This is a genomic window from Actinoplanes sp. NPDC051537, assembly GCF_055586105.1.
This window is the reverse complement of record NZ_JBVJIU010000007.1, coordinates 282,631-307,908: the sequence shown is the minus strand read 5'-3', so window position 1 is coordinate 307,908 and position 25,278 is coordinate 282,631. Positions and strand designations below refer to the sequence as shown.

General features: G+C 72.5%; 23 protein-coding genes. 13 read left to right on the top strand and 10 right to left on the bottom strand.

Annotated elements, in window-relative coordinates; genetic code table 11:
* Positions 1–75: 75 nt before the first annotated feature.
* Genes ACZ6TB_RS19255 through ACZ6TB_RS19225 form a run of 7 tightly spaced genes read right to left on the bottom strand, consistent with a single transcriptional unit; the run spans position 76 to position 7,772 of the window.
* Positions 76–1,794 (bottom strand): GNAT family N-acetyltransferase, encoded by a 1,719-nt coding sequence (locus ACZ6TB_RS19255; RefSeq protein WP_465555870.1) that lies wholly within the window; start codon positions 1,792–1,794, stop codon positions 76–78.
* Positions 1,794–2,792 carry a glycosyltransferase family 2 protein gene (locus ACZ6TB_RS19250; RefSeq protein WP_465555869.1) on the bottom strand — a complete coding sequence of 333 codons (999 nt, stop codon included), beginning with the start codon at positions 2,790–2,792 and terminating at the stop codon, positions 1,794–1,796. The genes ACZ6TB_RS19255 and ACZ6TB_RS19250 overlap by 1 nt, the downstream gene beginning before the upstream one ends.
* Entirely contained in the window at positions 2,789–3,898 is a 1,110-nt protein-coding gene (locus ACZ6TB_RS19245; RefSeq protein ID WP_465555868.1) for a DegT/DnrJ/EryC1/StrS family aminotransferase, read from the bottom strand. Before ACZ6TB_RS19245 ends, ACZ6TB_RS19250 begins: the two co-directional genes overlap by 4 nt.
* The gene (locus ACZ6TB_RS19240; RefSeq protein WP_465555867.1) at positions 3,873–4,820 is read right to left on the bottom strand and encodes a transketolase family protein; all 948 of its coding nucleotides are present in this window, start codon (positions 4,818–4,820) and stop codon (positions 3,873–3,875) included. The genes ACZ6TB_RS19245 and ACZ6TB_RS19240 overlap by 26 nt, the downstream gene beginning before the upstream one ends.
* Positions 4,817–5,620: a transketolase gene (locus ACZ6TB_RS19235; RefSeq protein ID WP_465555866.1), complete on the bottom strand. Its 804-nt coding sequence runs from the start codon at positions 5,618–5,620 to the stop codon at positions 4,817–4,819. Before ACZ6TB_RS19235 ends, ACZ6TB_RS19240 begins: the two co-directional genes overlap by 4 nt.
* Positions 5,617–6,357, bottom strand: a complete 741-nt coding sequence (locus ACZ6TB_RS19230) for a TylF/MycF/NovP-related O-methyltransferase (RefSeq protein WP_465555865.1) — start codon at positions 6,355–6,357, stop codon at positions 5,617–5,619. Before ACZ6TB_RS19230 ends, ACZ6TB_RS19235 begins: the two co-directional genes overlap by 4 nt.
* Complete coding sequence (locus ACZ6TB_RS19225) at positions 6,354–7,772, bottom strand: tyrosine-protein kinase domain-containing protein (RefSeq protein ID WP_465555864.1); 1,419 nt, start codon at positions 7,770–7,772, stop codon at positions 6,354–6,356. The genes ACZ6TB_RS19230 and ACZ6TB_RS19225 overlap by 4 nt, the downstream gene beginning before the upstream one ends.
* A gap of 138 nt (positions 7,773–7,910) precedes the next feature.
* Between ACZ6TB_RS19225 and ACZ6TB_RS19220 the strand changes: the two genes are divergently transcribed.
* Both ACZ6TB_RS19220 and ACZ6TB_RS19215 read left to right on the top strand, forming a co-directional pair.
* On the top strand, positions 7,911–9,701 hold the full coding sequence (locus ACZ6TB_RS19220) for a polysaccharide biosynthesis protein (protein WP_465555863.1): 1,791 nt from the start codon (positions 7,911–7,913) through the stop codon (positions 9,699–9,701).
* A gap of 148 nt (positions 9,702–9,849) precedes the next feature.
* Positions 9,850–10,683, top strand: coding sequence for a DUF1028 domain-containing protein (locus ACZ6TB_RS19215; protein WP_465555862.1), 834 nt, complete (start codon positions 9,850–9,852; stop codon positions 10,681–10,683).
* On the opposite strand, the gene ACZ6TB_RS19210 is transcribed toward ACZ6TB_RS19215, so the two are convergent.
* Positions 10,669–11,574: a LysR family transcriptional regulator gene (locus ACZ6TB_RS19210; protein WP_465555861.1), complete on the bottom strand. Its 906-nt coding sequence runs from the start codon at positions 11,572–11,574 to the stop codon at positions 10,669–10,671. The two genes, ACZ6TB_RS19215 and ACZ6TB_RS19210, sit on opposite strands and share 15 nt — an antisense overlap.
* A 71-nt stretch (positions 11,575–11,645) precedes the next feature.
* Between ACZ6TB_RS19210 and ACZ6TB_RS19205 the strand changes: the two genes are divergently transcribed.
* From ACZ6TB_RS19205 to ACZ6TB_RS19170, 8 genes are all read left to right on the top strand, one after another.
* Entirely contained in the window at positions 11,646–12,530 is an 885-nt protein-coding gene (locus tag ACZ6TB_RS19205) for a DMT family transporter (RefSeq protein ID WP_465555860.1), read from the top strand.
* 96 nt (positions 12,531–12,626) lie between these two features.
* Positions 12,627–13,016, top strand: coding sequence for a VOC family protein (locus tag ACZ6TB_RS19200; RefSeq protein ID WP_465555859.1), 390 nt, complete (start codon positions 12,627–12,629; stop codon positions 13,014–13,016).
* A 109-nt stretch (positions 13,017–13,125) separates the two neighbouring features.
* Complete coding sequence (locus ACZ6TB_RS19195; protein ID WP_465555858.1) at positions 13,126–13,509, top strand: VOC family protein; 384 nt, start codon at positions 13,126–13,128, stop codon at positions 13,507–13,509.
* Positions 13,510–13,559: 50 nt separating this feature from the next.
* On the top strand, positions 13,560–13,901 hold the full coding sequence (locus tag ACZ6TB_RS19190) for an ArsR/SmtB family transcription factor (protein ID WP_465555857.1): 342 nt from the start codon (positions 13,560–13,562) through the stop codon (positions 13,899–13,901).
* Positions 13,902–14,126 carry a hypothetical protein gene (locus ACZ6TB_RS19185; RefSeq protein WP_465555856.1) on the top strand — a complete coding sequence of 75 codons (225 nt, stop codon included), beginning with the start codon at positions 13,902–13,904 and terminating at the stop codon, positions 14,124–14,126.
* Entirely contained in the window at positions 14,123–14,695 is a 573-nt protein-coding gene (locus ACZ6TB_RS19180) for a CDP-alcohol phosphatidyltransferase family protein (RefSeq protein WP_465555855.1), read from the top strand. The genes ACZ6TB_RS19185 and ACZ6TB_RS19180 overlap by 4 nt, the downstream gene beginning before the upstream one ends.
* Complete coding sequence (locus ACZ6TB_RS19175; protein ID WP_465555854.1) at positions 14,692–15,177, top strand: hypothetical protein; 486 nt, start codon at positions 14,692–14,694, stop codon at positions 15,175–15,177. The genes ACZ6TB_RS19180 and ACZ6TB_RS19175 overlap by 4 nt, the downstream gene beginning before the upstream one ends.
* Before the next feature lie 231 nt (positions 15,178–15,408).
* On the top strand, positions 15,409–16,215 hold the full coding sequence (locus ACZ6TB_RS19170) for a hypothetical protein (RefSeq protein WP_465555853.1): 807 nt from the start codon (positions 15,409–15,411) through the stop codon (positions 16,213–16,215).
* 20 nt (positions 16,216–16,235) lie between these two features.
* Here ACZ6TB_RS19170 and ACZ6TB_RS19165 read toward each other — a convergent pair whose 3' ends face one another.
* Positions 16,236–17,303, bottom strand: coding sequence for an AI-2E family transporter (locus ACZ6TB_RS19165; protein ID WP_465555852.1), 1,068 nt, complete (start codon positions 17,301–17,303; stop codon positions 16,236–16,238).
* Positions 17,304–17,424: 121 nt separating this feature from the next.
* Between ACZ6TB_RS19165 and ACZ6TB_RS19160 the strand changes: the two genes are divergently transcribed.
* From ACZ6TB_RS19160 to ACZ6TB_RS19150, 3 genes are all read left to right on the top strand, one after another.
* On the top strand, positions 17,425–19,311 hold the full coding sequence (locus tag ACZ6TB_RS19160) for an ABC transporter ATP-binding protein (protein WP_465556058.1): 1,887 nt from the start codon (positions 17,425–17,427) through the stop codon (positions 19,309–19,311).
* On the top strand, positions 19,298–20,647 hold the full coding sequence (locus ACZ6TB_RS19155; RefSeq protein WP_465555851.1) for a dihydrolipoyl dehydrogenase family protein: 1,350 nt from the start codon (positions 19,298–19,300) through the stop codon (positions 20,645–20,647). Before ACZ6TB_RS19160 ends, ACZ6TB_RS19155 begins: the two co-directional genes overlap by 14 nt.
* Before the next feature lie 74 nt (positions 20,648–20,721).
* A complete protein-coding gene (locus ACZ6TB_RS19150) occupies positions 20,722–21,459 on the top strand; it encodes an SDR family NAD(P)-dependent oxidoreductase (RefSeq protein WP_465555850.1) in 738 nt (245 codons plus the stop codon).
* Positions 21,460–21,494: 35 nt separating this feature from the next.
* Here the strand turns inward: ACZ6TB_RS19150 and ACZ6TB_RS19145 are convergent, their stop codons facing one another.
* Entirely contained in the window at positions 21,495–25,277 is a 3,783-nt protein-coding gene (locus ACZ6TB_RS19145) for an MMPL family transporter (protein WP_465555849.1), read from the bottom strand.
* Position 25,278 lies beyond the last annotated feature (1 nt).

Below are 25,278 nucleotides of genomic sequence, written 5' to 3'. Positions count from 1 at the left end.
GAAGAGGCGGGCGCGGCGGGAGAAGGGGAAGGGGAGGGCGGGAGGGAGGTGAAGGGAGGGAGGGGAGGGGCGCAATCAGGAAGAGGCGGGCGGGGCGGGCGAGGGCGAAGCGGCGGGCGCCGCGCGGAGGGAGAAACGGTAGATGCGGGAGGTCACGCCGCGGTGGATGGACGTCTGGCCCTCGAACGTGGCGCCCATCTTCTCGTAGAAGCCGTGCGCCCGGCCCTGCTGCTCGCCGGTGACGATTTTGACGGCGGGTTCGTCGTGCGCCGCGAACCAGGCGGTCAGCTCGGTGAACAGGGCCTGCGCGATGCCATGCCCGCGGGACTCCGGCTGCACGACGAAGTTCATGATCTCGGCGTCGGGCAGGGCGGGGCCGGTGTGGGCGTAGCGCAGGGTTTGGTAGAGCCGCAGCAGGCGGTGGCGCGAAACCAGCTTGGGGAGCAGGGCGGGGACGGCCACCCACCACTTGCGCAGGACGAACTCGCGGAACAGGGCCGACATGTCGCGGGCGCCGCAGATGTAGCCGACCGGCTCGTTGCCGCGCAGGGCGATGAACAGGGCGGCGTGCCGGCTCGCGGCCACGTGCCGGTAGAGCATCTCCAGCGCCGGCACGCCCAGGGACGACAGGAAACCCTGCGACACCTCGGTCGCGTGCATCAGCGCCACGGCCCGGATCTGCTCGTCGGTGAACTCGGTGAACGTCCCGCCCAGCACCCGGATCCGCGGGAGCCCGCTCGGCCGGCCGAGCGCGTCGGCGACGAGCCGCAGCGCGCGGTCGACCTCGGCGTCGCGCACGCCCGCGCGTACCGGAAAAGTGATCACGTGCGCCGCCGCCCACTCGCCGTTCGGGCAGGAACCGGGGGTGTAGCCGGCCGCCCGCAGGGCCTCGCCCGACAGCGGGTGCACCGGCGTCGTGAACCACTCGCCCACCTCGAGCCGCTGCTGGGCCGCGGTCCGCACGAGCGCCGTCTTGTCGGCGACCGGCACCGGCATCCGGAGCGGGGTTCCGTTTTGCGGGGGCGGGGTCAGCAGCGAGAGCCGTTCGAGGCCGGCCCGGTACCGTGCGGCGACGGCCTGGCGGCGGGGGACGAGACGAGCGGCGGCACGCGTACGCGAGGGGAGCCGCCGCCGCACCGACCGGGTCATCCGCCACGCGTACTCGGGGCTCGCCGACGGATCGGCCGAATAGGACCCGACGACCAGCCCGAGCCCGGCCAGCCGCCGGTAGAGCGACCGCAGCCGCCACACCATCCCGGACCGGTCGACCAGCGAGAACGCCGCGTACTGGGCCGACATCATCACCTCGCGCGAGGCGGGCGGCGCCCGAAATGTCCCATACTGCCGGCGCATCACCGAGGCCAGCGCGGGATCCCGGACCACGGCCGAGCCACCCACCCCCGCCACGATGGGCTTGCCCCACTCGTAGGACAGAAACGCGGCCACACCCCGGACCGAGACCGGCGCGGTCACATGCGCACAGTCTTCGATGACCGGAATATCCCCGACAACGCGAAAAATGGCGTCCAGATCCGCCACAACCCCAAAGGTGTGCTGAACGATCACGGCCCGGGTACGGGTCGTCATGGACGCCGCGACCTGAGCGGCATCCAGCCCATAGGTGAACGGCGAGATGTCGGCGAAGACGGGAACGAGACCGAGCCGGATCAGCGGCTCGACCACGGCCGCACAGGTGTACCCCTGCACGATGATCTCGTCGCCGGGAACGACCCCGAGCCCCCGCAGAATGGCATACAGCGCCACCCGCCCCCGGTAGTAATGAAAGGTCTCCATCAGGGCGCCCGATCGACAATCCCCCACACCGACCCGGCCCCGTAGACGACGTGCGTCGTCGCGAAGACCAGCGGCAGGGCGACGAGCAGCCGGGCGTCCCGCTGCCGGCGGGCGATCCGCGCCGAGGACAACAGCGCCAGCGACCCGTACGCCCCGAGCACGCCACCCGTGACCCGGCGGGCGCGCCGCGAGAACGGCGACAGCAGCGCCCCGCCCGCCACCGCGACCACGAACCCGAGCGGCACCACGTTCCGCCACGACCCGATCCAGCGGCCGACCGAGCGCGACGCCGCGAACGGCCAGTACCCCGCCTCGAACATCCACGAGCAGAACTCCGGGAAGTCCGACCGGGGGTAGTAGTCGCACTCGATGCCGGGCAGCAGCAGGATCTTCCCGCCGGCCTGGCGCAGCCGGTTGTTGAACTCCCGGTCCTGCGCCCGGGTCAGCCGCTCGTCGAACATCCCGATGTCGTCGAAGACCCGCCGCCGGTAGCAACCCCCGAAGACGGTGTCGACCCATTGCGGCGTGCGCGCCCCGACCCGGTATTTCGAGTTCCCCGCCCCGAACGTGTCGGTGGTCGACAGGGCGATCGCCCGGGACAGCACACTGTCGTCGCGCGGCACCGACCGGCGGATGCCGCCCACGTTGTCGGCGTCCGGATGCGAGCGGAGCCCGGCGACGCACCGCTCGATGTAGTCCGGCGGATAGGACGCGTGCACGTCGAGCCGCACGATCACGTCGCCGACCGAGGCCCGGATCCCCATGTTCAGCGCGACCGGCTTGCTGTGCCCCGGGTTGTCCAGCATCCGCAGCCGGTCGTGCCGCGACGCGTACGAGGAGACCACGTCGCGCGTTCCGTCCGTGCTCATCCCGTCGACGAGGAGCAGCTCGATCCGGCCGGCCGGGTACGTCTGCCCGAGCACCGAGTCGAGGAACGCCGCGACGAACGCCTCCTCGTTCCAGCACGGGATGACGACGCTGACGAACGGGACGCTCATGAGCCGAAGAACCGGCGGACGCTGGCCGCGACGTACGAGACCTGGTCGTCGGTGAGCTCGACATGCAGCGGCAGCGAGACCACCTCGCGGCAGAGACGCTCGGTCCGCGGCAGCGACAGTCCCTCCAGCCCCAGCCCCTTCTGCTGGTGGAGCGGGATCGGCCAGGAGATCAGCGTCTCGATCCCCGCCGCGCGCAGGTGCGCGACCAGCTCGTCGCGGCGCGGCGTGGTCACCGGATAGTTCTGGAAGACGTCGTAGCGCCGCGGATCCGCGTCCGGCCCGACCGGGATCGACAGCTCCGGCACGTCGTGCAGCAGCGAGGTGTACTGCCGGGCCAGTTCGCGCCGCCGCTTGATCCACTCGGGCAACGACCCCAGGCGCCAATCCAGGATCGCGGCCTGCAGGTTGTCGAGCCGGCAGTTGTAGCCCCAGCCGTCCAGCTCGGCCTGCCCGACCCGGCCGTGATCGCGCAGCGCCCGCAGCCGGTCGGCCAGCGCCCCGTCGCCGGTGAGCACCGCGCCCGCGTCGCCGAGCGCGCCGAGCAGCTTGGCCGGGTAGAACGAGTAGGTGCTGGCCAGGCCGAAGGTGCCCGCGTTGCGCCCCTCGAAGGTGGCGCCGAGGGCCTGCGCGGCGTCCTCGATGACGACGGCGCCGACCGATTCGGCCACCTTCACCACCGAGGCCATGTCGACCGTACGACCGTTGAGATGCACCGGGATGATGACCCGGGTGCGCTTCGACACCGCGTCGGCGAGCCGGTCGGTGTCCATCAGATGGTCCTCGCCGATGTCGACCAGGACCGGCTTGGCGCCGCGCAGCACGAACGGCGAGATGGTCGCCACGAACGTGTGCGCGACGCTGACGATCTCGTCGCCGGGGCCGATGTCGAGCGCGTGCGCGAGCAGCCGCAGGCCGTCCGTGCAGTTGCTCACCCCGACGCCGCGCGACGTGCCGACGAACCGGGCCAGGTTCGTCTCGAAGTCGCGCAGCTGCTGCCGGAGCATGAGGTCGCCGGCCGCGATCGTCTCCTCGATGACCGGCAGCAGCCCGGCCCGCTGCCGGCGCCACTGCTCGGGATAGTCAACGAACCTGACACGCCAGTCCACGGTTGACCTCCAGTTGTTCGAGCACCCGGGCGCTGATCGCGGCCGGGTCGAGGCCGTGCGCGCGCCGCAGGTGGTCCTGGTCGCCGACGAGCGAGGAGAAGCGCGCGGGCAGCCCGATCCGGATGAGCGAGGCCGAGCCGGGCAGCTCGGCGAGGATCTCGGCGACGGCGCCGCCGAGGCCGCCGATGATCGAGTGCTCCTCGAGGGTGACGATCGTGGTGTAGCGGCGGGCGGCGTCGTGCACGGCGAGGATGTCGAGCGGGTCGAGCCAGGGGAACGAGCGGACGTCGGCGTGCACCCCGGAGAAGGCGAGCAGCTCGGCGGCGCGTACGGCGTTGTCGAGGATGCCGCCGGTGGTGAAGATCGCGAGATCCCCACCCGTACGCAGTCCGATCGATTCTCCCCGCGCGAGGCGCAGGGGAAGCGGATGCACATCGGGTTCGGCGGCCTTGCCGAGCCGCAGATAGGCCGGGCCGCCGTTGGCGAGCAGGTCGGCCATCACCGCCGACGTCTCGACCGAGTCGCCGGGCGCCGCCACCGCGAGCCCGGGGATCGAGCGCATGATGGCGAGATCCTCGGTGGCATGGTGGGACATGCCCAGCGCGCCGTACGCGAGACCGCCCCCCACCGCGACGACGATGACATCCGCGTGGTGGTACGCGACGTCGTTGCGGATCTGCTCGAGACAACGCAGCGTGGGGAAGTTCGCGATCGAGTACGTGAACACGCGGGCCCCGCCGAGCGCCATTCCGGCCGCCAGCCCGGTCATGTTCTGCTCGGCCACGCCGGCGTTGACGAACTGGCCCGGGCAGCGGGTCATGAACTCCTCGACGGCGCCGAACCCGATGTCCGCCGTGATCAGCACGACGTCCGGGTTCGCGGCGGCCGCCTCCACGAGGTCGGCGAAGAACCGGGCCCTCACGGCGCCACCTCGGCCAGCGCCCCGGCCAGCTCCTCGTCGGTCGGCGGCCGGTAGTGCCAGGCCACCTGGTTCTCCATGAACGAGACGCCCTTGCCCTTGACCGTGTGCGCGAGCAGGCAGCGCGGCCGGTCCGGCTCGGCGCCGCGCGGCACGTCCAGCGCCGCGACCAGCTGCTCGTGGTCGTGCCCGTCCACCTCGGCCACGCGCCAGCCGAACGCCGTCCACTTGTCGGCGAACGGCTCCAGCGCCAGGGTCTGCTCGGTCGTGGTCAGCGACTGGAGCTTGTTGTAGTCGACGATCGCCACCAGGTTGGACAGCCGGTGGTGGGCGGCGAACATCGCGGCCTCCCAGACGCTGCCCTCGTCGCACTCGCCGTCGCCCAGCAGCACGTACGTGCGCCAGACCGACCCGGTCTGCCGGGCCCGCCAGGCCAGCCCGGCCCCCACCGGCAGCCCGTGCCCGAGCGACCCGGTGGACAGCTCGACGCCGGGGATGCCGACGTGGCTGACGTGACCGGAGAGGAACGAGCCGTTGCGGTAGTGCTGGGCCAGCAGCGCGGTGCCGAAGAACCCCCGCTCGGCCAGGGCCGCGTAGAGGGCGGCGCCGGCGTGCCCCTTGCTCATGATGAACCGGTCCCGGTCGGGCCGGTCCGGGTGCTGCGGGTCGACCTCGAGCACCCGGTCGTAGAGCGCGGCCAGGATGTCCGCGCAGGACAGCGCGGACCCGACGTGGGAGCTGCGGCCGGAGTTGGTCATCCGCAGCACGTGCGCGCGGATGGCCCGCGCGGTGGTCGCGCTCATAGCACCGCATACCCGATGTACGGGTCGAACTCGAACCGCCGCAGCTCCAGCCGGCCCATGCCGATCTCGTCGAGCAGCGCGGAGGTCTCGCCCGGCCACAGCGGGTTGTCCAGTTCGTCGAAGGCCAGCACCGCGCCCTTGGGCATGCGGGGCAGGAAGTGGCGCAGGGCGGTGGCCGTCGGCTCGTACAGGTCGAGGTCGAGGAAGAGCAGGCTGACCACGAGGTGCGGGTTGTCGGCCACGAACTGCGGGATGGTCTGGCAGACGTCGCCGCGCACCAGCATGGCCTTGGGCAGGTGACCGAGGAACCGGTCGGTGTCGTAGATCTCCAGCAGCCGGGACAGCTCGTCGTAGCTGTCCGCGGCGAGCCCGCCGGCCGTCGCGCCGGTCTGTGCCGGGCGGTCCTGCTCGGTCACGGCCGGGAAGCCGCCGAACGAGTCGAAGCCGTACAGCCGCCGGGTCAGGTTGGTCGGTTCGAGGGCGGCGCTCAGCTGGGCGAACGTCATGAAGCTCGACCCCCGGAAGACGCCGCACTCGACGAGCGAGCCCTTGACCGGCAGGGCCAGCTTGAACAGCTCGTAGAGGGCCGCGAACCGGGTGACCTGGGCGCGGCGCAGGTAGCGGGCGGCGTTGGCGAGCCGGGTCGGCAGGTCGTCCCGGCTCATCGCGAAGACGTCGGCGATCGCGCCCGGGACCGTCCGCTCGGTCGCCGTCTGCAGGCCGCCGGGCGTCGTCACGCGGCACCGCTCAGGGCGAGGGCGACCGAGCTCCAGCCGCCCGGCCGCGGGGCCGGCGGCAGCGGCGGGCCGAACGTGTCGGCGCTGGTCGGCAGGCCGATCCGGCGGCGCGGGGCGGCGACCATGTTGAACACGCAGCCGAGCACCTTGGCGTCGACCGCGCGCAGCGCCCGCATGGCCGCCGCCACCTGCGCGGCGGTGGTCTTGCGGGAGCGCACCAGCAGCAGCGCGCCGTCGGCGCGGGCCGCCACCACGGCGCCGTCGGTGACCGGCAGCAGCGGCGGCGAGTCGAAGATGACCTTGTCGAAGCGCTCGCGGAGCTCGTCGACGAGGTCGGCCATCTGCGGCGAGGCGAGCAGCTCGCTCGGGTTCGGCGGCCGGTGCCCGCTGGCCAGCAGCCACAACCCGGCGCCCCACGGCTGCAGGACCTGGTCGAGCGAGGCGCCCCCGACCAGCACCGTGGTCAGCCCGGCCGAGCCCTCCCGGCCCAGGAACGCGGCGAGCCGCGGCCGGCGCAGCTCGGCGTCGACGATCAGCACCTTCTGGCCGGCCTCGGCGAACAGGATCGCCAGCCCGCACGCGGTCGCCGAGCGGCCCTCGCCGGGCATCGGGCTGGTCACCGCCAGGATCTTCAGCGGCCGGTCGCGGCCCGCGAACTGGAGGTTGGTGCGCAACTGGCGCAGCGCCTCGGCCCGCGGCGAGCGGCTGTCGGAGATGAACGGCCCGGATCGGCGGCGCGCCTTGCGGTCGCGCGGGAGCAGGGCCAGCACCGGCGCGCCGGTCAGCTCCGGCAGCACGGCGGCGGCCCGCACCGAGTTGTCGCACACCTCGCGGATCACCCCCAGCGCGGCGCCGATCAGCAGGCCCACCGCCACGGCCAGCGCGTCGTTGTGCAGGGGCCGCGGCGAGACCGGGTCGGGGTCGAGCCGGGCGACCGGCTCGACCGCGGTGACGATGGCCGCCGGGCCGAAGGGCTCGGGCCGCGCCTCGAGCGCGCCGACCATTGCCGGAAAGCGCGGGATGACCGCCTGGGCAATGGTCTGGGCGCGGGCCGGCAAATTGCTCGTCACCGTTACTGTCATCAATACGCTATCGCCCGCCGAGGTCACCGTGATGGATTTCTGGATCTGCTCGGCGGTCAGCCCGGTATTCGTTTCCGACGCCAATTCGTGGGCGAACTTGTCGCCGGTGAGCAGCTCCGTGTAGGTCTTGAGCCGGCCCTCGACGAACATCGAGCCCTCCAGCGCCGCCGAGCCGTCCTTGCTGGTCGTGGACAGGAAGAACGTCGCGGTCGCCGCGTACTCGGGCGCGGTCCGGCGATTGATGACCTGCGTGATCGCAAGCGCCACCAGCACGGCGGCGGCCATCACCCACCACTGCCGCCCGGCCACCCGGAGGTAGTCGCGTAGCTCCACGCTCACCTCCCGACGCCGCGCTTGACATCAAACTAGGCGGCGGGGTGCCGAAGGCGGAGCGATATCCCGAAGTTCGTTTACGCTGATAAAACGGCAGCCGCCGCCCCGAATGTTGCGAATGAGCCGGGAGGTGCGCCTGTGTCGAAGGGGAATGGATTTCTCCCGCTGTTCGTCGACGCGCTCGCCTGGGCCGCCGGCCTCAATCTCGCGGTCCTCGCCCGCTACGAGCTCGGCTTCGACCCCGGGCGCGCCGCCGCCACGGTGCCGATGGTCGCGCTCGCCGTCGTGCTCGAGGCCGCGCTGAGCCACGCGCACCGGGGCCGGTACGCGTTCGGCACCCTCGAGGACGTCCGCACGGTGTGGCAGACGGCGCTCGCGACCACCGCCGTGCTCGTCGTGCTCGACGGCATGCTGCCCGGCCACCGGCTGCCGCCGGGCGCGCCGCTGGTCGGCGGCCTGCTCGCGCTCGTGGTCATGCTCGCCGCCCGGCTGCTCTGGCGGCTGCGCCTGGACGCGCGGGTGCGGCCGGACGGGCGCGGCGTGAAGGTGCTGCTGTTCGGGGCGGGCGCGGCGGGACGCAACCTGCTGCAGTCGATGCGCTACGACCCGAACGGGCGGTACGTGCCGGTCGGTGTCATCGACGACGACCGGCGCAAACGACGGATGCGGTTCTACGGCGTACCCGTGCTGGGAAACCGGGACGACATCGCGGCGCAGGTGAACCGCACCGGCGCGACCACCGTGGTCCTCGCCGTGGCCAACGCCGACGCCGAGCTGGTCCGCGACATCCGCGCCCTGGCCACCGCGGCCGGCGCCGGCTTCCTGGTGGTGCCGTCGGTGAGCGAGCTGATGGACCGCGAGATCGGCGTGCGTGACCTGCGCGAGGCCGACGTCGCCGACCTGCTCGGCCGGCACCAGATCGACACCGACCTGGACGCGATCGCCGGCTACCTGACCGGCAAGCGGGTGCTGGTCACCGGCGCGGGCGGCTCGATCGGGTCGGAGCTGTGCCGGCAGATCCACCGGTTCGCGCCGGCCGAGCTGATGATGCTCGACCGGGACGAGACCGCGCTCCAGGCGGTGCAGCTGTCGATCGACGCGCAGGCGCCGCTGAGCGATCCGGCGCTGCTGCTCGCCTCGCTGCGGGACGTGGCCCGGATCCGCGAGATCTTCCGGACCCGCCGCCCGGAGGTGGTGTTCCACGCGGCCGCGCTCAAACATCTGCCGCTGCTCGAGCGCTATCCGGGCGAGGCGGTCAAGACCAACATCTGGGGTACGCAGGCGGTTCTCGACGCGGCGGCGGCGGCCGGCGTGGAGCGTTTCGTCAACATCTCCACCGACAAGGCGGCCGACCCGGTCAGCGTTCTCGGCTACTCCAAGCGGATCACCGAGCGGCTGACCGCCCACGTCGCCCGGCACAGCGCCGGCACCTACCTGAGCGTCCGCTTCGGCAACGTCCTGGGCAGCCGCGGGTCGGTCTTCACGACGTTCAGCGCGCAGATCGCCGGCGGCGGCCCGGTCACGGTGACCCACCCCGACGTCGAGCGGTACTTCATGACCATCCAGGAGGCGGTGCACCTGGTGATCCAGGCGGCGGCGATCGGGAACGACGGCGAGGCGCTCGTGCTGGAGATGGGCAAGCCGGTCCGGATCGCGGAGGTGGCCCGGCAGATGGTCGACCTGGCGCCGCGGCCGGTGGAGATCGAGTTCACCGGGCTGCGGCCGGGGGAGAAGCTCAGCGAGGCGCTGTTCGGCGCGGGCGAGCGCGACTCCCGCCCGTACCACCCCCTGATCTCGCATGTCGGGGTGCCGCCGCTGGACCCGGCGTCGATCCGGGGCCTCGCGGCGAACGCCGACCCCGCCGAGCTCATCGCCACCCTGGCGCGGCTGAGCGCCCGCGCGGCGGAGGTTCAGCAGCCGGCCGCCTGATCACCGCCGCCGCACCCGGATCGCCGCACCCGGATCGCCGCACCCGGATCGCGGGGCTCGGCGCCGCGGGCGGGATCCGGTCGCGGCAACCACCGGAACCGCCCACGGCACGGCTCAGTGTGCGCCCCTCGTGTTACAGAATGCGCCCATGACCTTTTCGATCGTGGCCCGCTCCGCCGACGGCCGGGCCCACGGCGTCGCCGTCGCCAGCAAGTTCCTCGGGGTCGGCGCGGCCGTTCCCGCCGCACTGGCCGAGGTGGGCGCCGTCGCCACCCAGTCGTACGCCAATCTCGCGTACCGGCCGCAAGCCCTTTCGCTGCTGAGCACCGGCGTGACCGCGGCCAACGCCGTCGAGGCGCTGATCGCCGCCGATCCCGGTCCCGTGTCCCAGCGGCAGGTCGGCGTGGTGGGCCCGGCCGGCGACGGCGCGACGTTCACCGGCCGCGACTGTCACGCGTGGGCGGGCGGCACGGCGGGGGACGGGTTCGCGATCCAGGGCAACATGCTGGCCGGCCCGCAGGTGGTCGACGCCATGGAGGTGGCCTGGCTGGCGTCGGCCTCCTCCTCGGACCGCCTCGCCCATCGGCTGCTCGCCGCGCTGCGGGCGGGCGATCTGGCCGGGGGAGACCGGCGGGGACGGCAGAGCGCCGCGCTCTATGTGGTGGCCAGGGGCATGGGGTACGGCGGAACCAGCGACGTGTGGGTGGACCTGCGCGCCGACGACCACGCCGATCCGGTCGCCGAGCTGGGCCGGCTGCTCGAGATGCACACGCTGTACTTCGAGCGCCCCGACCCGGCGACGCTGCTGCCGCTGACCGGGCCGGTGGCTTCGGAAGTGCGCACGCTGCTGGAGAAGGCCGGCCACGCCGAGCCCGATCTCGACGCGGCCCTGGCCGACTGGGCGGGGATCGAGAACCTGGAGGAGCGCCTGGTTCCCGGTGCGATCGACCCGCTGGTGCTGGCCCAGCTACGCGGCCGGTAGCGGGATTCCGGCGACCGTCTCGTGCAGCGCGTTCGCCAGCGCGGCGGCCAGCGGGCGGGGCCGGCGCGCGGCCGTGACGATGCCGACGTACCGGCTCGGGCACGGCGGCGCGAGCGGCACGGTGGCCAGGCCGCCCAGGTCGGCGGTGAGCGCCACCTGCGGGATCATGCTGACCCCGACGCCGGCCCGCACCAGCGACTGGGCGAAGACGTAGTCGGTGCCCCGGCACGCCGTGCGGATCTCGAAGCCGGCCATCGCCGCGTAGTGGTCGAGCATGTCGACGATCGCGAGGCAGCCGTGCACCCAGCGCTCGCCGGCCAGCTCGCCGAGGTTCACCGACTCGCGACCGGCGAGCGGATGCCCGGCCGGCATGACGATCCACATCGGATCGTCGAGCAGGGGCGTCCAGGTGAGGCCTTTTCGCGTGGGCGGCGGACCATCGAAGTGGTACGCCAGGGCGAGGTCGGCGGCGCCCGAGCGGACCAGGGGCAGGCCGTCCTCGGGCTCGTTCTCGAGCACGGTCAGCTCGACGCCCGGGTGCTCGGCCGAGAACCGGATCAGCGCGGCCGGGAGCAGCCGCTGGCCGCCGCTGGTGAACGTGGCCACGGTCAGCCGCTCGGTGCGGGCGGTGCTGAGCCGGGCGATCTCCTCCTCGGCGTTGGCCAGCTCGGCGGCGATCGCGTCGCTCGTCTCGGCCAGCACCCGGCCGGCGTCGGTCAGCTCGACGCCGCGCGTGCTGCGCCGCACCACGGCCGTGCCGAGGCCGCGCTCGAGCGCGCTGATCTGCTGCGAGACGGCGGAGGGGGTCAGGCGCAGGGCGGCGGCCGCCCGGTTGAAGCTGCCCTGGCGGGCCACCTCGCGGAGAACGGCCAGCCGGCGTACGTCGATCATCAGCCCACCTTAAAACGGCATCAGCAAGTCACTACTACCGCTTACCACGGTTCGGGCGGCAAGGTCGAGGGGTGAATCGACGTGCCTGGCTGTTGTTCCTCCTCGTCTCGGTGCTGTGGGGGATCCCGTACTTCCTGATCAAGATCGCCATCGACGACCTCTCGCCGGTCTTCGTGGTCGCCGGCCGCGGCCTGATCGCCGCCCTGGTGCTGCTGCCGGTGGCCGCCTCCCGGGGCACCCTGGGCGTGCTGCGGTCGCGTTTCGGGATCGTCGCGCTGCTGGCCGTGGTGCACATCATCGGCCCGTTCCTGCTCATCACGTACGGCGAGGTCCACATCACGTCGTCGCTGACCGGCCTGCTGATCGCCGTCGAGCCGGTGGTGATCGCGCTGCTGATGTCGCGCACCGAGCCGCTGACCCGCATCCGCACCGCGGGCCTGTTCGTCGGCTTCGCCGGCGTCGCCGTCCTGGTCGGCCTCGACGTCTCCGGCGACCGCCTGGGCCTGCTCGGCGCCGGCATGGTGCTGCTGGCCGCCGTGAGCTACGCCGTCGCCACCATGCTGGTCCAGCGGCGCGCCGCCGACATCCCGCCCGAGGCGCTGGCCGGCGGCACGACCGCGATCACCGCCGTGGTGCTGGCCCCGTTCGCGATCCTGACCTGGCCCACGTCGCCGGTGCACGCGAACGCCTGGGCGTCGCTGGCCGCGCTGGGCGTCTTCTGCACGGCGGTCGCACTGCTGGCGTTCTACCGGCTGATCGCGCTCGCCGGCTCGAACCGGGCCGGTCTCGTGACGTACGTGAACCCGGTCGTGGCCGTCCTGCTCGGCGTGCTGCTGCTGAGCGAGCCGCTCAGCTGGAGCACGGTGGCCGGCTTCGCGCTGGTCGCCACCGGTTGCTGGCTGTCCACCCGCCGCACCCCGGTCCGCGCCGAGGCCGAGCCGGTCCCGGTCGCGTGACCCCACGCCGCCGGTCCGCGGCTGTACGATCTTGGCCACCATGGGTGGTTGTCGATGCCCGTGGCGTGACCAGCCGACGAAAGAAGGAAGCCGCACGTGATCAAAGGACTGAACAAGATCGAGGTCATCACGATCTTCGTGGACGATCTGGCGGCCGCGCGGGCGTTCTACGAGAACGTCTTCGGCCTCGAGGTCATCTACGCGGACGAGGCCTCGGCCGTGGTCCGCCTGGAGAACCTGATGATCAACATCCTGCGTTCCGACCGGGCCGCCGCGCTCGTCGAGCCGCACGCGGTCGCCGGTGCGGAGGCCGGCGCGCGCTTGCTGCTCACCATCGCGGTGGCCGACGCGAACGCGGTGTGTGAGGAGCTCAAGCAGCACGGCGTCACCATCCTCAATGGCCCGACCGACCGGCCTTGGGGCCGGCGGACGGTCGCGTTCGCCGACCCGGCGGGCAACGTCTGGGAGGCCGCGCAGATCCTCTGAGGATGGGTTGGTCGTCAGCCGGCCGCGCCGCTCACCCGCGGCGCCGGCCGGCTTTTTGCTCGCGGTGGCCGGGCCGGCGGTGGGGAATCATCGATGGATGCGGCTTCGGATGGAACTGTTTGTTGCGGATCTGGACGTCAGCGTCGCCTTCTATCGTGATCTGCTCGGGTTTCGGGTGCAGCGACATGCCGCCGACTACGCGAGCCTGCGCCGCGGCCTTGTCGTGCTCGGGCTCGGGCCGGTCGCCAAGCTGCCCGAGCGGGCCGAGGGCCGGGGCTTCACCCGGCAACGACTCCAGGGCGACCGGGGCGCCGGGGTCGAGATCGTGCTCGAGCTGGACGACCTGGGCACGCTCCGGGCTCTCCACGAGCGGTGCCGGGCGGTGGTCAGCGAGCCGCTTCAGGAGCGGCCGTGGGGCCTGTACGACTTCCGGCTCACCGACCCGGACGGCTACTACCTGCGCATCACGCACGGCAACGCCGCGGGAAGTTGACGACTGCGCTTGCACCTGCCAATAATAGTTGGCATGAGCCAAGGTGAGCTATGGGCGCGTTGAGCGGCGATCGGCTGGTCGAGGTTCTGGCCACGCTGGCCAGTCCGCACCGGCTGCGCGTGCTCGCCGCACTGGCCGGCGGGCGCGCCTACGTCTCGCAGCTCGCCCGGGATCTGGGCATCAGCCGCGCGCTGCTGCAGGTGCACCTCAAGAAGCTGGAGAAGGCCGGGCTCGTCACCGCGCATCTCGAGTTGTCCGAGGACGGCAAGGCGCTCAAGTACTACGAGACCGCGCCGTTCTCGCTGCACCTCACGCCCGACGTGGTGGCGGCCGCCGCCGCGACCCTGAGCAACGCCGGAGACGGCGACGCCGTATCGAAAGGAACACATTAGATGGACGTCGGCTCGGTCTTCCTCATCGTCGTCGCCGCCGTGCTGATCTCGGGGGTCTGGTATGCGGCCGTCCGCCGGCGGACCGCGGTGTCGGGCGACCTGCAGCGGCAGTACGCCGAGCAGGCCGCCGAGACGCAGCGCCTGCTCGCCGACGTGAGCGCGCAGCTGGCCGACCTGAACCGGCGGACGGCGGACATGCAGCGCATCCTCAAGGACGCCGAGTGACCGCGATCGGTCTTCTCAACGTTCCCAACGCGATCACCGCGGTGCGGACGGCCGTCTCGGTCGCGCTCGCCGTGGCGGCGCTGAGTCACCGCAGCGCGCATCTGCTGGTCGCCGCCTACCTGATCTACTGGGTCGGCGACATCCTCGACGGCGCCGCCGCGCGCCGGCTGGGGCAGGAGACGCGTGCCGGCGCGATCTTCGACATCGTCGCCGACCGGGCCTGCACGTCGGCCTGCGCCGCCGCGCTGGTCGTGCTGCGGCCGGCCACGGCCCTGCCGATCGCGCTGTTCCTGGTCCAGTTCATGGTCATCGACCAGTTGCTGAGCCTGATGTTCCTGCGCTGGCCGCTGCTGAGCCCGAACTACTTCGCCCGCGTCGACCGGGGCATCTACCGGTGGAACTGGTCGCCGCCGGCGAAGGCGCTGAACACCGCCGCGGTGGTCGTCCTGGCGATCCTCGCGCCGCCGGCCGTGGCCGTGACGTTCGCCCTCGGGGTCGCCGCGGTGAAGGTCGTCTCGCTGGTCCGGGCGGCCGGGCTGCCGTCGGGTCTGCCGCAGACCCAGTCATGATCGCCGTCCTGGCGGCCGCGGCCGTCGGGCTCCTGTCCGCCTTCCTGCCGTTCACCCCGGCCGAGCCGTACCTGGTCGCGGCCGTGGCGACGACCGGCGCGCCGTCCGTGGCGCTCGGCGTGGCGGCCGCGGCCGGCCAGACCGCCGGCAAGGTGCTGATCTTCCTGGGCGCGCGCGGCGCGATCCGATCGCCGTGGCTGCGAAACCGGCTGAGAAACCGGCGTATGCCCGCGCCGGGGAAACCGGGCCGGCGCGGCATGAAGGCGGCCGCGACACGACTGGTCGCGGTGCTGGACCGGCCCCGCCAGGCGACCGGGATGCTGCTGGTCAGCGCCGTCACCGGAATCCCGCCGCTGCTGGCCGCCAGCGCCTACCTGGGCCGCACCTCGATGCGCCCGGTCATCTTCGCCGCGACGTGCCTGCTGGGCCGTTCGATCCGCTTCGTGACGATCGCGCTGGCTCCGCACCTCGCCGGTTCCTGAGACTTGGCCCGCGGGGGACGGCCGTACTGGTTCTCCAGCAGGAGAGATCCGTTCTGATCGGGCCGAGCCTCCAACCGCCTCGGGTGGACCGGTACGATTCGGGTCTCGGGATGCATCGAGGACGTCTGAGGTGGACAGTCGACTGAAACTCCAAGCTGAGCGTTGATGTGGATGCTTTCGTCGGGTTGGTACTGTGCGGCAGAGGTTCGGATGCTCTCAGGCGAGGTTGCCATGATCCGATTCGCGCAATCTCTGCCGGCTTCTTGGGTGCGCCGACGGCAGTTCGGTGACCAGCGGCTTGTGCGCAGGCGCTGGTTGTACCGCGGGGTTCTTCTTGGTTTGTCGGGCCTGCTCATCGTGGACTTTGTTGTGCTGGCCGCTCGCATGTTGTCGCGACCGGCGGTGACGAGCGCCTGGGTGGGCCGCTTGCCATTGCTGGCCACCGGCACCGTCGTCGCCGTAGTCATCGGGGCGATCCAAATCCATCTGGCGTTGGCCAAAGGACCCCATCTGTGCTACACGGACAAAGATGTCGAGCGAGAAGTTGTCAGTATTCACCGAAGCGCATTGCGAACCTCTCCCGCAGCTCGAGAGATCCACTTCTTCAATTCCGGCCCGATCGGCGCCACGATCAACGATATTCGTTACGGCATTCGCCTCGTCGGCGATCCGGTGGACCGCGGGGTTGAATGGCTGAGTGAGCACCAGTTCCGTGTCGCTCTTCACGCCGAGAACTTTCGGGACCGTGCGGACTTCGACCTGAGATCGATCGGCAAGATCTACCTCCCGTCGAATCAGAAAGAAGGGGAAAGCGACCTGATCGCCGCGTTCTCTGCCGACGCGGTGCTCAGAATCGAGGCATTCAACGTCCGCGTGCGATTTCATGATGACTACGGCAACGAGTACGAACGCGTGCTTCGCGCAGTGCAGTCATTGGGTGATGCCGGGTGGGAAGATGAGCCGATCTACAAGCGGCACATTCGCGAGGCGCGTGCGTCCCTGAAGCACGGCCGGACGCTCAAGAAACCCCGCAGCTGACCACTCGGTGGGACGGCGGCCTAGGTGGCGGATCCGGGAGCGGAGAGCTGCTCCCGCACGTACCCCCCAATGGTGGAAAGGACGGCCGCGACCGGCACCGCCAGCAGGCTTCCGACGATGCCGGCCAGGCTGCCGCCCAGGGTGACCGCCAGGAGCACCACGGCGGCGTGCAGACCCAGGCCGCGGCTCTGCAGGATCGGCTGGAAGACGTTTCCCTCCAGCTGCTGCACCAGGACGATGATGCCGAGCACGATCAGCGCGTCGGTCGGCCCGTTGGAGACCAGGGCGATCAGCACGGCCACGAGGCCCGCGAAGAGGGCGCCGACGATCGGGACGAAAGCGGTCACGAACGTGAGCACGGCCAGCGGCAGGACCAGCGGGACGCCGACGATCCACAGGCCGAGGCCGATGAAGACCGCGTCGAGCAGGCCGACGAAGGCCTGACCCCGGACGAAGGCGCCGAGCGTGTCCCAGCTGCGGGCGGCGACCACCGGGACGTCGGTGGCCAGCCGGCCCGGCAGCTGATGGCGCAACCACGGCAGGAAGCGCGGGCCGTCCTTGAGGAAGAAGAACATCAGGAACAGGGCCAGCACGGCGGTCACGAGGCCGTTCAGCGCCGTGCTCACGCCCGAGACCGTCGCGGTGACGATGCTGCCCACGCTGTCCTGCACCCGCTGGACGGCGGCGTCCAGGGCCTTCGTCACCTGGTCGTCGCCGATGTTCAGGGGCGGGCCGGCCGCCCACTCGCGGACGCGCTGGATGCCGTCGACCACGCCGTCGGCGAGCTGCGGCGACTGGGACGCCACCGGCACCGCGATGCCGATCACGGTGCCCGCCGCGACCAGCAGGAAGGCCACCATCGCGGTCGAGGCGGCCAGCGCGGGACGCCAGCCGTGCCGGCGCAGGAAGCGGACCGGGGGCCAGATCAGCGTGGTCAGCAGCAGCGCGACGGTGAGCGGCCAGACGACGGACCACAGCCGGCCCAGGATCCAGAGCGTCACCGCCGCCATCGCCAGCACCAGCAGCGCCTGGCCGGAGTGCCGGGCCGAGGTCTGCAGGGCGTTGCGCGTCCGGACGGAGTCGATCATGAGGTCACCCTGCCACGATCGGGTCAGCTCACACGGCCGGTCCGATTCCTCCGACCCGTCCGTGGTGACCGTGGTCCTTGTGAGTGCGACCCCTCAGCACACCCTCCCCGAGCTGCGCCCGATGTGGTGGGAGCACGGCGTGCGTGCCCGCCTCGACGCCGGGCTGCGCGGCGTCGTCGCGCAACTGCCGCGCCTGGTGGCGTCGGCGTTGCGGATCTCCTGGCGGGCCGATCCCGGCCGTACGGTGATGGTCGCCCTGGCGACGGTCCTGTCCGGTGCGATGGCCACCTTCGGCCTGCTCGCCACCCGGCAGGCGCTGGTGTCGCTGCTCGCGGCCGGCCCGACGCCCGGCCGGGTCGGCGCGGCGCTGCCCTCGCTGGCCGTGCTGGCCGCGGTGACCTCGGTGCGCGGCGCGCTGGCGATCGCCGCCGGATATGCCCTCAACGGCCTCACGCCCCGGGTCAACCGCGAGGTCGAGCGCCGTCTGTTCGAGACCACCTCGGCCGTACGCCTGGAGGCCTTCGACGAGGACAGCTTCGCCGACGACATGGAGCGGGCCTCGCGCGGCACCGAGTCGGCGATCGTGCTCGTGCAGGAGGTGTTCGACCTGCTCGCGGGCGTGGCCGGCGTGCTCGCCGTGGCCGTGGCCGTCGTGCTGATCCACCCGCTGCTGCTGGCCGCCCTGCTGGTGGCGACGGTGCCCAACGCGTACGCCGGGGTCCGCTCCGGCCACGAGCGGTTCAAGACCTTCCTGGCCGGCTCGGCCCGCCGGCGCCGGCTGTGGGTGCTGCAACGGCTGATGGCCGAGCGGGTGTCGGCGCCGGAGCTGCGCTCGTACGGGCTGCGCGACTTCGTGCTCGGGCTCTACGACCAGGTCATGGGGGCGCAGACCCGGATCGAGCTGGGCCTGGCCAAGCGGGTCACGACCACCACCGGCGTCGGCGCGGTCGCCGGCGGCCTCGCCCTCGGCGGGGTGTACGCGCTGCTCGGCGGCCTCCTGGCGGGCGGCCGGATCCCGCTCGCCGCGGCCGCCACCTGCGTGGTCGCGGTGCAGGCGGCGCAGCGGGCGCTGACCGTGGTGACGTTCCAGGCCGACCGGGTGTTCTCGAACGGCCAGTTCTTCAACGAGTACGTGTCCTTCCTGTCCCGGGCCCGCGGGCACCTGCCGTCCGCGCCGCGCCACGACCGGCCGCCGGACCGGCTCCGCGAACTGCGGGTCAGCGACGTCAGCCTGCGCTACCCGGACCGGGACGAGCCCGCGGTCGACAACGTCACGCTCACCATCCGGGCCGGGGAGACGGTCGCGCTCGTCGGCGAGAACGGTTCGGGCAAGTCGACGCTGGCCGCGATGATCGCCGGGCTGCGGGCGCCGACCTCCGGCGCGATCCGCTGGAACGGCCGGCCGCTCGGCGACTGGGACCCGGACGCGCTGCGCCGCCGCGTCTCGGTCGCCCTCCAGGAGCACCACCGCTGGCCGTTCACCGCCGCCACCAACATCGCGCTCGGCGACCTCACCGGCGACCCGCACCGCACCCGCATCGAGACGGCGGCCGGGATGGCCGCCGCCCACGACATGATCAAGGAGCTGCCGTACGGCTACGACACGCTGCTCGACCGCACGTTCGCCGGCGGACAGGACCTGTCCGGCGGCCAGTGGCAGCGGATCACCGCAGCCCGCGCCTTCTACCGCGACGCCGACCTGCTGATCATGGACGAGCCGTCCTCGTCCCTCGACCCGCGCGCCGAGGACACCCTGTTCCAGGCGATCCGCGGCCGCCAGGGCCGGCGCACCACGATCCTGATCACGCACCGGCTGGCCAACGTCATCCACGCCGACCGCATCTACGTGCTGCACGACGGCGCCCTCGCCGAGGCCGGGACCCACGACGAGCTGATGACCGCCGGCGGCCGCTACGCCCGGTTGTTCACCCTCCAGGCCGCCGGCTACCGGACCGCGGCGTCCCGCGTGCCCGGCGTGGAGGATCATGCAGGGTATGCAGACTTTTGATGTGGTGGTCGTCGGGGCCGGGCCCGGCGGCGAGGTCGCCGCGGGGCGGCTGGCCCAGGCCGGGCTGTCGGTGGCGATCGTCGAGGCCGACAAGGTCGGCGGCGAGTGCTCCTTCTACGCGTGCATACCGTCGAAGTCGCTGCTGCGCCCCGGCGAGCTGCTGGCCGAGGCGCGCCGGGTGCCCGGGGTGCGGGAGGCGGTGACCGGCCCGCTCGACGTGGCGGCCGTGCTCGCCAAGCGCGACGACAACATCGGGCACCTCGACGACGCCGGTCAGGTGCCGTGGCTCGAGGAGCGCGGCGTCCACCTGGTGCGCGGCTGGGGCCGGATCGCGGGGGAGAAGCGGGTCGAGGTCGGCGGCGAGATCCTCGAGGCCCGCACGGCCGTGATCCTGGCCGGCGGCACGGTGGCGACGATCCCCGACATCGAGGGCCTGCGCGACGCCGAGCCGTGGACCAACCGGGAGGCGACCACGGCCGAGAAGATCCCGGCGTCCCTCATCGTCATCGGCGGCGGGGTGGTGGGCGCCGAGATGACCCAGGCGTACGCGTCGCTCGGCTGCCGGGTGACGCTGGTCGAGGGCGAGCACCGGCTGCTCTCGCGCGAGGAGGAGTTCGCCTGCGTGCAGGTCACCGCGTCGCTGCGGGAGCAGGGCGTGGACATCCGCACCGGGCAGACCGCGGTCAAGGTCGAGCGCGGGGGCGACGGGATCACGGTGACGCTCCGGGACGGCAGCACGGCCTCGGCCGAGCAGCTGATGGTCGCGGCCGGGCGCACGCCGCAGTCGAAGGACCTGGGCCTCGACGCCGACGGCTACATCGAGGTCGACGACCACATGCGGGTGCCGGGCAAGGACTGGCTCTACGTGATCGGCGACCTGAACGGCCGGGCGCTCTACACCCACATGGCGAAGTACCAGGCGGCCATCGTCGCCGAGCACATCCAGGGCCGCGACATGGTCGTCGACCACCTGGCCGACGGCCCCCGCTCGCCGCGTGTCATCTTCACGCACCCCGAGGTGGCGGCGGTCGGCTACACGGCGGCCGGGGCGGAAAAGGCGGGTCTGCGGGTACGGGTCGTCGACGTCGGCACCGAGGCCAACGCGGGCGGCGCCTTCACCGGCGGGGGAGCGGGCACCTGCCGGTTCGTCGTCGACCAGGACCGGGAGGTGCTGGTCGGCGTCACCTTCACCGGCTCCGAGGTCGCCGACTTCCTGCAGGCGGCGACCATCGCGATCGTCGGCGAGGTCCCGCTGCGCCGGCTGCGGCACGCCATCCCGTCGTTCCCGACCCGCAGCGAGGTCTGGCTGTACCTGTTCAACGAGCTCGGGCTCTGACCCGTGGCCGCCCCGGGGTGCGTTCCCGGGGCGGCCGCCCTCGCCCGGAGACGACGTCGGCATAGGGTGGGCACATGGGTCAGCGCATCCTGATCACCGGCGCCCGGCGGGGCATCGGGGCGGCCGTCGCCGTCGGCCTGGCCCGCCCCGGCAACACGCTCCTGCTGCACCACCTGGCCGCGGCCGGGGAGGCGGAGACCGTCGCCGGCCTGTGCCGCGACCTCGGCGCGCGGGCCGACCTGCTCGACGCCGACCTCGCCGACCCGGCCGCCGTCCGCGCGCTGGCCGAGCGGGCCGGCCCGGTCGACGTCCTGATCAACAACGCGGCCCGCGCCTCGAACGTGGGCTTCGACGTCCTCCCGCTGGAGGAATGGCAGGCGACCTTCGCCGTCAACGTCACCGCGCCGATGCTGCTGGCCCAGGCCCTGAGCGCGGGCATGGCGTCGCGGGGCTGGGGCCGCATCGTCAACGTCGTGTCGCCCACGGTCCGGATGGGCGGCCCGTCGGGCCCGTCCTACGTCGCCAGCAAGGCCGCGCTGATCGGCCTGACCCGGTCGCTGGCCCGCTCGCTCGGCCCGGCCGGCATCACGGTGAACGCGCTGTCGCCGGGCGCGATCCGCACCGAGGGCGAGGCCGAGCTCGCGAACGGCCGCGACGCCGAGACGCACGCCCCGCTGGTGGCCACCCAGGCGATCCCGCGCTCGCTGGTGCCGGAGGACCTGGTCGCCACCGTCCGCCTGCTGATCTCCGACGGCGCCGGCGCCCTCACCGGCCAGGTGATCGAGGTCGGCGGCGGCCTGGTCTTCCGCTGACCGCGCGCATAGGTGAGCAGAGCAAGGGCACGGCGTCAGTCGTGGGCGGCGTGGTCCCGCAGGTCGCGCGTGGCGTCCTCCGACGATGACGACTGCGGCTTCCGCGTCGAGAGATGGTCGGCCAGCGTCGCCGGGCGGCGGGTCACCGGGGCGGGCGGCTCGGCCGGGCGGCGCATCCGGGGGATCTTGCCGGACGTGTAGTCGCTCAGGTCGGACGGGCGGGACTCGCGCAGGTGGTCGGCCAGGTCGGCCGGCCGCCGGCTCGGCGCGGGGGGCGCGGGCGCGGCGGTCGGTGCGGGCGCGGGGGGCGCCGGCGGCTGGTCGTCATTCTCCGGATGTACGGGCACAGAGGCCCCCGGGTCGACCAGGTGCACGGGCTGCCCGGCTGGGGCCGCCGGCGGCGTCGGCAACGGCGAGGGTGACGCCGTCGCCGGTGCGGCGGGGGGAGCCGGCTGCGGCGAGAAGTCGGTCATGGGTGGAGGCTCCGGAAGGGAGGGGATCGGCCGCGGGGGGAGCGGTTGATCGCCGAGCGTAGCCGGGCGTGGGGCCGATGTCTGCCCGTCGAAGGGGGCCGGTCGCCACGCGTCGGCCAGGGTGGCCGGGCGCGCGACCCGCTCGCTCAGGTCCACGGTCGGGGCGAGCTCCTCGTCGGCGATCGCGGCGGGGACGTAGGTGTCGTCGAACGGCTCGGTGAAGCTCGGCACGAACGGCTCGTATCGCACCGGCTCGTACCCGAACGCCTGCGCCGCCGCCTCGTAGTCGAACGGCTCCTCGACGAACGGCTCCTCGACGAACGGCTCCTCGGCGAACGGCTCCTCGACGAACGGCTCCGGGACGAACGGCTCCTCGGCGAACGGCTCCGGCTCGTCCGCGGCGGGTTCCTCCACCACGGAGGCGACCGGCTCGACCGCCTCTTCCGAGATGAGTTCGAACGGCTCGACCGGCTCTTCCGAGATCGACTCGACCGGCTCGACCTCGACCGGCTCGGCCTCGACCTCGATCGCCTCGTCGTCGATAACCGCAGGTGGGACGGCCGCGGCCTCAACCTCGACCTCAGCTTCAGCCTCCGCGACGGGCGAAGTCTCAACCTCGACTTGAGGTTCAGACTCGGCCTCGGCGAACGCCGGCAGCGCGATCGCCGGCCCGTCGGACGGCGCCACCGCCGCGCCCGCCTGCTTGCCGAAGAAGAAGCCGTCGGAGTCGGCCTTGGCCCACGCCGCCCTCGGCTCGAACTCGGGGACGGCCGGCAGCCACGACGTGAGGTCGGCGGGCAGGATCCGGCCGGGCTCGATCGACGCCTCGGCCGGCGCGGGCGACAGGCCCCACGACGTCTCGGCGTCGACCGGCGAGTCCTCCAGGATCTCCGCGTCCAGGATCGTGTCGTCGTCGGGCGCCGGCAGCGCGGCCCGCGAGAAGTCGGGCACGGCCTCGGCCTCGACCTCCTCGACCGGCTCGCCCGAGGCGTCCAGCGCCGGCAGCCGCAGCACGGCCGTGTCCTCGAACCGCGCGAACACCTGGGTCGAGTCGTCCATCGGCGGCGGGGACGAAAGCGGCGCGGCCGGCAGCGCGTACGCCGCCACGGCCCCGGGCAGCGCGACCGGCTCCGGCACCGGGGGCAGCGCGTGCGAGCCCGCGCCGTACGGGGCGTACCGGATGATCTGGGTGTCGTCCGGCGCGGCATGGCGGCCGCCCGGCGCGCCGGCAACGGACCGCTCCCCGGCGTACTCGGAAAGCCCGGCCCGCTGCTGAAGCCGCCGCAGCGGCCCCGGCGCCCACCAGGCCGCGTCGCCCAGCAGGCGCAGCACCGCGGGCACCAGCAGCATGCGCACCACGGTCGCGTCCAGCAGCAGCGCGATGATCATGCCGACGCCGACGAAGCGCATCGTCGTCACGGCCGAGAGCGCGAACGCCCCGGTGACCACGATGAGCAGCAGGGCCGCCGCGCTGATCACCCGGCCGGTGCGGGCCAGGCCGGTGGTGACCGCCTCGTTCGTCGACGCGCCGCGGGTGCGGGCCTCGACCATCCGGGAGAGCAGGAAGACCTCGTAGTCGGTGGAGAGGCCGAAGACGACCGCCGCCATGAGCACGACGATGCCGACCTCGAGCGGCGCCGGGGTGACGTCGAGCAGCCCCGACCCGTGCCCGTCCTGGAAGATCCAGACCAGCACGCCGAACGTGGCGCTGAGGCTGATCGCGCTCATCAGCACCGCCTTGATCGGCAGCAGCACCGAGCCGAACGCCAGGAACATCAGCAGCAGCGTGGCGCCGACGAGCAGGCCGACCATCAGCGGCAGCCGCTCGGCGGTCGCCTCGAGGCTGTCCACGTTGCGGGCCGTCGTGCCGCCGACCAGCAGCGTCGCCCCGGCCGGCACGGGCAGCGCCCGGATCGCGTCGACCACGTCCCGGGCCTCGCCGCTGTACGCGTCCTTGGTCTTGAGCGTCGCGGTGAACAGCGTGACGCCCTTCTGCTTGCGGGACGGCCCGATCTGGCTGATGCCGGGGATCTGCCGCAGCTGGACGGCGAACGCGGCGCTGTCCTGGGCATTGCGCAGCACGATCTGCACGCTGTCGCCGGTGAACTGCGGGTAGTCGGCCTTCAGCGTCTCGATCGCGGCGCGGGACGGGTCGCCGGCGGGCAGGATCCGCTCGTCGCTCTCGCCGAAGTGCACGTTGCGGATCGGGGAGGCGAGCAGCAGCAGGATGCCCAGGATCGGGATCGCGACCAGCAGCGGCCGCTTCAGGACGAAGCCGGCCAGCTTCTTCCACCCGGATCCGGGCTCCTTGCCGGCACGGCCGGGCAGGCGTACGGGAATCTTGTCGACCTTGGGGCCCAGCACCGCGAGGAGCGCGGGAAGCAGGGTGAGCGAGAGGACCGCCGCGAGGAAGACGGCCGCCAGGCCGCCGTAGGCGAGCGACTTCAGGAAGCCCTGCGGGAAGAACAGCAGGCCGGCCAGGGCGATCATCAGCAGGGTGGCGGAGAAGACGACGGTACGCCCGGCGGTGCCGACCGTGCGGGAGACCGCCTCGATCGGATCTCGGCCCTCGGCCTGTTCTTCCCGGAAGCGGCCGACCATGAACAGGCCGTAGTCGATCGCCATGCCCAGGCCGAGCAGGCTCGCCACGTTGACGGCGAACGAGTTGACGTCGGTGGTCGCCGAGATCGCGTGCAGGATGCCGAGCGAGCCGGCCACCGCCGCGCCGCCGACCAGCACCGGCAGCGAGGCCGCCACCAGCGAGCCGAAGATCAGCACGAGCAGCACCAGGGTGATCGGCAGCGAGATGAGCTCGGCCGTGCCCAGGTCCTTGGTCGAGCGCGCCGACGAGGCGTCGGCCAGCGCGGTCGCCCCGGAGAGCCGCACGGTCGCGCCCGGCACCGCGAACATGTCGTCGATCGCGCGGTACGACTCGAGCTTGGCGGCGTCGTCCGCGCCGGCGAGCGTGACCAGGGCGACGGCGCTGTGCTTGTTCTTCGCCGCGTACTGCGGGTTCTTCGCCGACCAGTAGGACGCGGTGGAGGTGACGGCCGACTTCGGCAGCTGCGCCAGCGAGGTCTTGATCCGCTTGCCGAGCGCGGCGTCGTCGATCTTCACCTTGACCGGCGTGTAGATGACGACGAGGTCGCCGCCCTGCGCGCCGAACGCCTCCTGGGCCACGTCGGCGGCCTGGGTGGACTCGCTGTTCGGGTCGTTGTACCCGCCCTCGGTCAGCTTCCCGAAAACACCCAGTCCCCACAGCCCGGCGTTGATGATCGCGATGAGCGTCACGATCAGCACCGGCCAGCGGAGACGGGCGACCCACGATCCCCAGCCCGCGAACAAC